The sequence below is a fragment of the uncultured Victivallis sp. genome, from assembly GCA_944389935.1.
In the GTDB taxonomy this organism is placed as follows: Bacteria; Verrucomicrobiota; Lentisphaeria; order Victivallales; family Victivallaceae; genus Victivallis.
Map to the genome: position 1 here is coordinate 1 of CALXOE010000074.1, position 10,574 is coordinate 10,574.

General features: G+C 57.7%; 7 protein-coding genes. 1 reads left to right on the forward strand and 6 read right to left on the reverse strand.

Translation table 11 applies throughout. The annotated features are described in order from the left end of the window. Positions 1-151: 151 nt before the first annotated feature. From Q0J85_RS14780 to Q0J85_RS14805, 6 genes are all read right to left on the reverse strand, one after another. Positions 152-1,315, reverse strand: coding sequence for an ATP-binding protein (locus Q0J85_RS14780; protein ID WP_294483006.1), 1,164 nt, complete (start codon positions 1,313-1,315; stop codon positions 152-154). Between the two features lie 399 nt (positions 1,316-1,714). Continuing rightward, positions 1,715-2,872 (reverse strand): hypothetical protein, encoded by a 1,158-nt coding sequence (locus Q0J85_RS14785; RefSeq protein WP_294483010.1) that lies wholly within the window; start codon positions 2,870-2,872, stop codon positions 1,715-1,717. 13 nt (positions 2,873-2,885) lie between these two features. Then, on the reverse strand, positions 2,886-3,068 hold the full coding sequence (locus tag Q0J85_RS14790) for a DUF5989 family protein (protein WP_294483012.1): 183 nt from the start codon (positions 3,066-3,068) through the stop codon (positions 2,886-2,888). A gap of 14 nt (positions 3,069-3,082) precedes the next feature. After that, the gene (locus Q0J85_RS14795; protein WP_294483013.1) at positions 3,083-3,514 is read right to left on the reverse strand and encodes an SxtJ family membrane protein; all 432 of its coding nucleotides are present in this window, start codon (positions 3,512-3,514) and stop codon (positions 3,083-3,085) included. Between the two features lie 7 nt (positions 3,515-3,521). Next, on the reverse strand, positions 3,522-5,357 hold the full coding sequence (locus tag Q0J85_RS14800; RefSeq protein ID WP_294483014.1) for a carbamoyltransferase: 1,836 nt from the start codon (positions 5,355-5,357) through the stop codon (positions 3,522-3,524). A gap of 197 nt (positions 5,358-5,554) precedes the next feature. After that, positions 5,555-6,784, reverse strand: a complete 1,230-nt coding sequence (locus Q0J85_RS14805) for an RNA polymerase sigma factor RpoD/SigA (protein ID WP_294483016.1) — start codon at positions 6,782-6,784, stop codon at positions 5,555-5,557. A 252-nt stretch (positions 6,785-7,036) separates the two neighbouring features. Here Q0J85_RS14805 and mfd point away from each other — a divergent pair, with 252 nt between their 5' ends. Then, positions 7,037-10,348 carry a transcription-repair coupling factor gene (gene mfd / locus Q0J85_RS14810; RefSeq protein ID WP_294483018.1) on the forward strand — a complete coding sequence of 1,104 codons (3,312 nt, stop codon included), beginning with the start codon at positions 7,037-7,039 and terminating at the stop codon, positions 10,346-10,348. The last annotated feature ends 226 nt before the right edge of the window (positions 10,349-10,574 follow it).

Sequence of the window (10,574 nt, forward strand, 5' to 3'; positions counted from 1 at the left end):
TCGCACACACGAGCGCGGGTCTTTTTTTGCCACGATTTCCCCTTATCCCGGCATCATCGGCTGATCCCGGAGCTCCGGAGGCCTCTGAGGCTCTCAGAAACAAATGTGCGCAAAATATCGGACACTACCCATTCCATAACAGCATCTCGTGTTATTCTGCAATAATGTTCCCTGTGTTGGCAAAATTGACGAAACGAGTATCCTCAATCGTCGGGGTCAGATCCCCGGAATAGATGACAACGCCGGGCTTGGAATTTGGTACCATGGAACGGAACTTGGCAATCGCTCCCGCGAAGTCGGGATTGCAGCTTCGCGCAGCTTTGATTTCCATCGGCAGAAGTTCCCGATTCTCATTGAGCAGCAGATCAACTTCCATACCCTTGCTGTCCCGGTAGAAATAGAGTTCGCTCTCTTTCCCTGCGTTGTAGCGGGCTTTCAGAGCTTCCAGCACCACCATGTTTTCAAACAGTCCGCCGAACAGCGGATCCCGTGCAACTTGCGATACGTTCTTGATTCCGAGCAGATAGGTTGCAAGGCCAACCTCGGTAAAATAAAGCTTCGGAGTTTTCACCAACCGCTTGCCGAAATTCTGGAAGTAGCACGGCAACCGGAACACAATATGACTTGCCTCCAACACCGAGAGCCATTCTGAGAGCGTTGAAACGGACACTCCCACATCATTGGAGAGACTGCTGAGATTGATCAGTTGTCCTACTCGACCTGCCAGTAATTTGATGAACAGCTCAAAGTTCGAGCTGTTGCGCAGATTGATCAGCTGACGGGCATCACGCTCCACATAGGTCATGTAATAGTTGCGATAAAGCAAATCCGGTTCTATGGTGGAATTGTAGAGTTCCGGCATGAATCCTTTGAAAAGATATTCATCACGATCCATCGTGATTCCTGCTTCTGTCAATTCCTGAATCGAAAGCGGGAGCAGTTGCAGAATCGCGGTCCGACCCGCCAGTGATTGCGAAACCTCGGCTCTAAGATTCGGCTGTTGACTGCCGGTCAGGATGAACTGTCCTTTTTTCTGCCTGTCTTGATCGACGATGACCTGAATATAGCTCAGCAATTTTGGGACACGTTGCACTTCATCGATGATGACAGGAGCCGAATATTGTTGCAGAAACTCACGAGAATCTCTCTCGGCCAGCAAACGGATATCAGGATCCTCAAGATTGACGTATTTGTAATCGGGAAACTGTAATTGAGCAAGAGTTGTTTTGCCCGCCTGCCTCGGCCCAGTAATCGTAATGACTGGAAATTTCGTAGCCCAATCCGCCAGAACACTCTGAATTTTTCTCTTGATCATACACTTATCCTCCGTGACAACAGTAATGTATCATCATGGAGGACAAATTTCAAGTTTAATCAAAGATTTGTTCTATGGCAGAGTTGGAACGCACACTATTGTCAGTTATCTGCGGACGATGGCTTCTTTCATGTTTTCCCAATATCACGATCCGACATTGCCATCTACTGGCTTTTTCGTGACGGCAGCGAATTTCATTAATTTGCAATCAGTATTTTCCATGCTATCTTTCTCTTATTGACTGAATATGATGCAATATTGCATCGCATTGACTGTCAGGTAGTGTCCGCTATTTTGCGCACATTTGTTTTTGAGCGATTACAGATGGCAAGCGTGGGTTGGTGTCGGCGAAGTCAAGTCGCGTTCGCCATTGAAAAAGTAATGGGAGGAACGCGCATTTCACTGTCCGCTGACCGCGCCCGGCTCGAATCGGGAAGAATCCAGAATACGCAGCAGCCCGGGAAGCAGATCGCGCCACAGCGCCCCGGTCGGGTGTCCGTCGTGCGGGATGTGGTAATCAGCATGTTCAAGCGGTTTTTCCACGAGCTCAGAGCAGCGGATGATCTCGATATCGGTCTCTGCCAGACTCCTCTGAATCACCTCTGTCGGCGAGTCGTAGCTCAGAACGACGAAACGCGCGTCGGGCAGCTGCCGTTTCACCAGATCACGCATTTTAAGAACAGCCGCCCGGAAGTTGGCGATACGCTCTTCATCATCCTGCGAGGAACGGCGCAGCATCGAGTAGACTCGGCAGAAAATCGGCGACTTGAGAGCCTGCCGCACACAGATTCCCAGAATCGGAACCCCGTCGAACGGCAGAAACGTTCCCGCCCTCCGGAATTCGCCGTCCTGCAGCACATAACGCGGAGATGTCGCGCAGAATGACGGCTCCCCGTTGAGCCGTTCAAGATGACAGGGCAGAGCAAGGTAAATCACCAGTTCCGGCGTTTGTCGCTGCACCCGTTCGGAGAATTTTCCCGACTCCAGCAACGCCAGAAACTGCTGCGGCCCGTAGCCGTTCAGCCCGAGATTGAAAACCCGCAGCCCCGTCGCCTCAGCAAATTGCCAGGGGAGCGTCTCATGATCGGAAATACCCAGCCCGAATGTGAAAGAGCAGCCGTAGAATACGACCGGTTTCCCGGTTTCTGCCGCAGGTTCCGGCGTTACCCGATTGCCGGCCTGGTCGATCGTGACGACCCCCTCGGCGATTTTTTCCCCATGATGACTCATCCGAAAATGACTCCGGGAACCGGGGATCGGCGTGCTGCCCAGAAGTTTGTCGCTGCGGACATAAGGGGCATCCTGCTCCGTTGCGACCGAGCCGTCGAGACGATGAAAGACCCACTCCGCTCCCGCAAAGAATAGAAAGATCGGAATCAGGTTGATGCAGATCACCCTGGTTCGTTCCCGCAGATGTTTCCGCTCCATCCACACGAAAAATGTCAGGAGTGCCGCCAGCAGCAGCCAGATCCAGAGCCAGGGCAGTGGAACGAATTTCAGACAGAGAATCGCGGCAGGAACGAACACTGCCGCAATCAGCCCGGAACGCAGTCTCATGGCCGCTCCATCATCAAAACAGCGTGTAGATGAATGGAGCCGCTCCGGTGGACGCCAGCCAGGAGAAAACCGCCAGCAGAACCAGAATCACCAAAAGAGGCACCAGCCAGTATTTGCGGTTTTTCCGGATCATGCCGCGCAGTTCAGTGAACAGGCCGCCCCGGAATTCCATTTCTTCAAAACGTCGGTTTTTCATGGGAAAATTCACTTTCAATATTGATGGAAATACTCTCCGGCATCCTCGACCTGCTCAACTTTGCGCCAGCCGGATTGTTCCGTCTCGTCGCAGCGCAGCCGGAGCGGGTCGCGCCGGGTCATCAGCCTCATCCCCAGAGCGAACGGCGTGAAGACCAGAAAGAACAGCACGCCGAACAGCAGATTGCCGACCACAAGCCCGATCGCCGCTCCCAGCGCAAACCAGATCCGATAAAACCAGAGCCCGAAACTATCCGGAAACAGCATGGCCGTTCCGCCGATCAGCAGTGCGCACAAAGCGACAACCCCCGCTGCGACGATTCCCCAGAGCCCCGCGCCGAAGAAGCCTCCCGCGATCAGAAGAAAACCCGCGGCAAACACAATCGCGCTGGAACGGATCTTCCTCCGTTCCGGTGACCAGTTGATGGTTTGAAAAGGATTCAGCATAATCGATTCAATCCAGATGTATCGTTGGTTTCGGGGCGATTCTGCCGGGGCGCGTCTGCTCTGATTTTTTCAGCAGGAATCCGCCGATCGCCAATACGTCCATATCGGTCGAGAAGAAGCAGTTCAGCGCCTCTTCCGGCGTGTTGACGATCGGCTCCCCCCGGACGTTGAAGCTCGTGTTGACCAGCAGCGGACAGCCGGTCAGCCGTTCAAATTCCCGCAGCAGCCGGTAATACACCGGATTCCGGTCGGCATCGACCGTCTGAACGCGCGCGGAATAATCCAGATGGGTGATGGCCGGATAGTTGGATCTCGGCACGTTCAGCCGCGCGATCAGGTCCGGCGCCTCCTGCATGATCCTGCGCTCTTCCGCTGTGTTGGAGAGACGGACAGACTCCCGCAGATGGGTCACATTCAGCATATACGGCGATTCCCGCCCGTCTTCAAAAATCTCTCCGGCGCGCTCCGCCAGAACACTCGGCGCAAAGGGGCGGAACGATTCCCGGAATTTGATCTTCAGATTCAGGCGGGTCTGCATGGCTTTGTCGCGCGGATCCGCCAGAATGCTGCGCCCTCCGAGCGCGCGCGGCCCGAACTCCATCCGCCCCTGGAACCAGCCGACCACGTTTCCGGAGGCGAGTTCCTCCGCCGTCCGGTGCAGCCAGTCCGCTTCGTTTTCGTAAAAGACCGCTTCGGCGCCCGCCTGCCGGATGGCAGCTGCGATCTGCTCTTTAGTGTATTCCGGCCCGAGAAACGAACCCTGCTGCGCGTCATGACCGGAAACCGGCCTCTCCTTTTCGAGCAGCTGATAATGCAGAAACATTGCCGCTCCGAGAGCCCCGCCGGCATCGCCGGCCGCCGGTTGAATCCAGATGTCGTCGAACATCCCGGATTCCCGGAGTTTCCCGTTGCAGACGCAATTCAGCGCCACTCCGCCGGCCATCACCAGATCCCTTTCGCCGGTCAGCTCCCGGGCGTGATGCGCCATATTCAGAATGATCTCCTCAGTCACGATCTGGATGGACGCCGCCAGATCCATTTCGCGCTGCGTAATGGGGGTTTCCGGGCGGCGTGGCGGCCCCCCGAAGAGCGCGGCGAATTTCCGGTTGGTCATGGTCAGACCGCCGCAGAAATCGAAATATTCCATGTTCAGCCGAATCGAGCCGTCCGGGAAAATGCGGACGAGTTTTTCACGGATCAGATCCGCAAAACGCCCCCGGCCGTACGGAGCCAGCCCCATGAGTTTATACTCTCCGGAGTTGACGCGGAATCCGGTGAAATAGGTGAACGCCGAATACAGCAGCCCGACCGAGTGCGGGAATGCCAACTCCTCCAGCAGCCGGATCTGATTCCCGCTGCCCTGCCCGATGGAGGCGGTGGCCCATTCGCCGACCCCGTCCACTGTGAGAATCGCGGCACGCTCAAACGGCGACGGAAAAAAGGCGCTGGCCGCATGGGACTCGTGGTGTGACGGGAAGACGATTTTTCCGGAGAACTCCCGGCCCAGCTCCCTCAGGATTTTCCGCTTGATGAACAGCTTTTCGTGCAGCCAGAGCGGAATCGCATGAGAAAAGGAGCTCCAGCAGTTCGGCGCAAGAGCGAGGTAGGTTTCGAGCAGCCGGTCAAATTTCAGCAGCGTCTTTTCATAAAACACCACATAAGCCACATCTTTTATATCGATTCCGGCGTGACGCAGGCAGAATGCGATCGCCTCCCGGGGGTATCCGGAGTCATTCTTGATCCGGCTGAACCGTTCCTCCTGTGCGGCAGCCGCAATTCTACCGTCTTTCAACAGTACGGCGGCGGAATCATGGTAAAATGCGGAAATCCCTAAAATGTACATAAAAAAGCAAAGTCGCTCCCCAAAAATAATACCGGGGAAAGTATAGCATCCAAACAGTTCGCTTGCAAGTGATTCAGACAATTTCCTCCGAAATTTCCCTCATCTGCGGCCCGAAAGCAGGCGGAAAGAACACAAATCCCCTGTCCGTCGTATCGGCAGACAGGGGACACCGGCAAGATTCCGGAAGTGTGCAGAGCTCAGTCCGCGGCAAAACCCGCTTCGTCGACGAGGAGCTGCTTGAGTTTCGAGAGTGCCTGATTCTGGATCTGACGCACACGTTCGCGCGTGCGGCCGATCTCCTGACTCACCTCTTCGAGCGTCAGCGGGCGGTTGCCGCGCAGACCGAACCGCATCTCGAGAATGCGACGTTCACGCTCTTCGAGTTTTTCAAGCAGATCCATCAGCCGGAACACCGATTCGACATCGCCGAGAATCTGATCCGGCGTCATCGCGTGGCGGTCGGGGATGATGTCCTGAAATTCCCCCTCTTCACCCTGTTGGATCGGGTCGTGCAGAGAGAACGTGCGCAGATCCGCGAGGCGCAGCCCTGCGACCGTCCGCTCGCTGAAGTCGAGATGTTCGGCGATCTCCGCATCGGTCGGCTCTCGCCCGAGCTCTTCGGTCAGTTTCATGCGGACCGATTTGATCTTGTTGATTTTTCCCGCGGACTGCACCGGAATCCGGATCGTCCGGCTCTGATTTGCAAGTGCGCGGCGCATCGACTGCTTGATCCACCACGCCGCGTAACTCGAAAACTTCGCGCCTTTGGCGGGATCGAACTTCTCCACCGCGCGCATCAGGCCGATGTTCCCCTCGCTGATGAGGTCGAGCAGCGGCAGCCCGAGCCCCTTGAAGTCATGGGCGATCTTCACCACAAGCCGGAGGTTCGCCTTGATGAGTGTCGAACGGGCGTCTTCGTGCCGGTCCTCGTCGCCGCCGTGAATCGCATCGGCTAGTTCGGCCTCTTCTTTCTTGTTGACCAGCGGAATCCGGGCGATCTCGCCCATGTAGACTTTCATCGTGTCGTTCTTGGTGCCCGCGATGATCTTGGAATCCAGTGCGATCTTGCGGGCCGACTCTTTTTCCTGCTTTGTGCGCGGGCGGGCGGTCGCGGGTTCCGCCGGGGCTTTCCGGCTCCCTTTCCCGGCGGGGTGATCTCCCTCTTCCCGGTGCCCCGCGGTTTCATGGACGGGCGGAGTTGCCGCACTGTTCCTGGGAAGAAATTTGGTCGGGGGAGCTTCCACTTTCTTGATTTTCAGCTTCCCTTTCGGACGCGGGTCCGCAGAGAGTTCTTCTTCCACCTCCGGCAATTCGTCCGGAACTGCCAGACGGTCGTGGTTCAGGTTGTTCGTTTCATCTTCCAGAGCGGCGGAATTCTTTCCCGCCTGACTTTTCCCGGAGTCCGACACCATTTTCTTCACAGGCATAACGATCCTCGATTTTTCCACGCAGGCAAAACCGTTTCCCAAAATCGGCAGTGCACTGCGGAAACATGAAAAAATTTGAAAATTTTTATCAAAACAGCTCTTTTGGACTGTAAAAAATAACTTTCCGATCTATAATAAACGAAAACACATCATATTATCGCCGGAAAGTCCGTGGATTGAATAAATACTCAACAAGCATTTTCCACAAATTTACCAATCTAATTCTTTCTGCCGGGAAATCAAGCAGTTGAAATGAAAAACTGGCAAAAAATTCTGAAAAATTATCTGACCGGGCCGCTTATCGGCGGACTCAGCCGTTCCGGGGTCGATCCCGGTTGTGCCGCTTTTCTGCTGCTGCGGGCGGTCGTGACGGAGAAAAAACCGCTGGTCGTCGTGTTTCCGGAACTCAATCCGGCGGAGCGGACCGCGGCGGAGTGCGAAGCGCTCGCGCTTCTCGCGGGAATCCGGGTGCGAGTCCTCTCCATTCCGGAGTGCGGGCGCGGCAAACTGCTGTTCCCGGGCGGCGAGGCGCGGCGGGCCCGCGCGCTGAATGCGGCACTCAGCGAACCGTTCGATCTCTATATCGGCAGCGTTCATGCGCTGACCGCCCCCGCACCGAAACCGGCGGAAACCTCCGATGCGACACTCGTGCTGCGTCCCGGCATGGAACTCCCCCCCGCCGAACTGCTCGAAAAACTCGTGAAACTTGACTATGATGACGAATATGAGGCGACCGTTTCGGGCGAGTTCGCGCGGCGCGGCGGCATCATCGATCTCTTCAGCCCCGCGCACGATTTCCCCTGCCGGGTCGAGTTTTTCGGCGACGAGATCGATTCTCTGCGCAGTTATGCTCCCGATACCCAGCGTTCGACCGGCCCGCTTGAAGAGTACCGGGTCATCGGACGCGCCGGAATCACTGCCGGCGGCGCCGCCGAGGCGGATTTCTTCGACTATCTCGAGGGCTGCGACTACCGACTGCTCACCGTCGATCCGGATGCGAGCCGGGAGCGGCTCGAAAAGTATTCGAGCGAAACCGCCGCCGCCCGGTTCGACCGGATCTGTCGGCGCTGCGAGGAGCGGGGAGCCGCATATGCCTTCTACGATGCGGTCGAAGCTGCCGCGCATCCGGAAATTCCGCACGCCGATCTCGAACCCTCCCTGCCTGTTCCGGACTCGGAACGCAGCGGACTCTTCGCGCCCGAGGCGCGCGGCGGCGCTTACGAGATGGCGCGGAGACTGCTCGAGGAGTATCTGCGCCGGGCCGTTGCGGAGGGATTCGAGATCGTGCTGGTCGCGCCTCACCGGGAGAATCTGCCCGCACTCAAAGCCTACTGCCGCCGGATGGGGATCGATGAGTCGAATCTGACATTCGACGTCGCCCGTCTCGGCAGCGGTTTCGCGCTCCCCGCGGAAAAACTGCTGGTCATCACCGAACGGGAACTCGTCACCTGCGGCTACCGCTGCGACCCCCATGAACTTGAACTCGAGGAGGCGATGGAGGAGGAGGCCGTCGCAGAGGCGGAGCCGACGGACATCCCGACGCCCGGAACGGTACCGGAGTTTTCTCTGGCTGATCTCGATTACGGCGACTATGCCGTCCATCTCGATCACGGGATCGGTATCTTTCGCGGATTCAAGATCCTGACCACGCGCGGGATTTCGCGCGAAGTGCTTGTGCTCGAATACCGGGACGGGCAGCTGCTTTACGTTCCGCTTCTGCAGGCGCACAAGGTCAGCCGTTATCTCGGTACGCCCGGCAAGGTCAATCTGCATGCGCTCGGCGGCTCGAAGTGGAGTCGCGACAAGGAGTCCGCCCGGCATGGCGTACGCTCTTATGCGGCGGACATGCTGCGGCTGCAGGCGATGCGCCAGGCCGCGCCCGGTATCGCGTTCCCGAAACACACGTCCGAATGTCGTGCGTTCGTGCGGGCATTCCCGTTCAGCGACACGCCGGACCAGCGCCGTTCGACCGGTGAGATCTTCTCCGATATGGAGTCGTCGCGTCCGATGGACCGGCTGCTCTGCGGCGATGTCGGCTACGGCAAGACCGAGATCGCGATGCGGGCGGTGTTCAAGGCGGTGGAGGCGGGGTATCAGGCGGCGGTGCTCGCTCCGACGACTGTGCTCGCGCAACAGCATTACAACAGTTTCCGGGAGCGGTTCGCGGAGTACCCGTTCACGATCGAGATGCTAAGCCGCTTCCGGACCGGTGCCGAGCAGAGCGATATCATGCGGCGGCTGCATTCAGGGGGGATCGATATTCTGATCGGAACTCACCGGCTCTGCAATCCGGAATTGAAGTTCCGGAATCTCGGACTCGTGGTGATCGACGAGGAACAGCGGTTCGGCGTGAAACACAAGGAGCGGCTGCGTCGATTCCGGGCGGAGGTCGATGTGCTGACCATGTCCGCGACGCCGATCCCGCGGACACTCTATCTCGCGATGGCGGGCGCGCGCGACCTCTCCACGCTGATGACCGCCCCGAAACAGCGGCTGCCGGTCAAGACGGTCATCGCGCCCGAGGAGGACGAACTCATCGTCCAGGCGATCAAAGCGGAGCTTGCGCGCGGCGGGCAGGTCTACTTTCTGCATAACCGCGTCCGCACGATCACCGAGAAAGCGGAACATTTGAAGTCGCTGATTCCGGAGGCGCGCTTTGCCGTCGCCCACGGCCAGATGCACGAGCACGAGCTTGAAGAGGTCATGACCCGGTTCCTGCAGGGAGAGGTGGACTGCCTCGTGTGCAGTACGATCATTGAGTCTGGCCTCGATGTGCCGAATGCGAACACGATCCTGATCGAACGTGCCGACCGGTTCGGACTTGCGGAACTCTATCAGCTGCGCGGCCGGGTCGGGCGCTGGAAACACCAGGCGTATGCGTACATGCTGCTGCCGAAGAGTCAGCTGGTCAGCACCGATGCGCGGAAACGGCTTGCTGCGATCCGGCGCTGCTCGAATCTCGGGGCGGGTTTTCAGCTCGCGCTGCGGGATCTGGAGATCCGCGGCTCCGGCAACCTGCTCGGCAGCGAGCAGTCCGGTCACCTGAACACGATCGGCTTCGACCTCTACTGTCAGCTTCTGAAGCAGGAGGTCGCGAGTCTGCGCGGGGAGCGCCACGAACTGTTGCCGGAAGTCGAGCTCGGGATCGATTTCGTGAGTTTTACGCTGAATGCGCCGGAGGGGCAGCTTGCGGCGGCGTTCCCTCCGGAATACATCGGCGGCGACCGGCTGCGGCTCGATGCGTACCGGAGGCTTTCGGCGATCGAGGACGAGGAGCAGCTCGAGGCTTACGGCGAGGAGTTGCGCGACCGTTTCGGACCGCTGCCCGAGTCGGTGAAGAATCTGCTTGAGGTGATCCGGCTGCGCATTCTCGCGGCGCGGGCGGGATATGAGATTTTCACGGTGGTGGACGGCAAGGTGACGCTGAAGAATCCCGGTGGAACCATCTACCGTATCGCGGGCCGCCAGCCGACGATCAGTTACCTCAATCCGCCGAAGCTGCGGTTGAAACATCTGCTGGATCTGCTGCGCCGCGTCGATGCCGATGCCGGCGATCGGATTTAGACACCCTTTCCTGAAAAAAATAGGCGGCTGATGCAGCCGCCTGGAGGACTTCCTGCGGGAAGTCGCCTGCAGAGTCCTTTATCAGGACTTGTAGAGTTACCATTGACTATACTGCTTTTTTCTCTGTTGTCAAGTTGCAAAACGGGGAAATTTGAGGTAATTTCAAAAGTTTTTAATTCGGCGGGATGAAAAAAGAGGCAGAAGGTTCATCTTAACTCTGGGACTA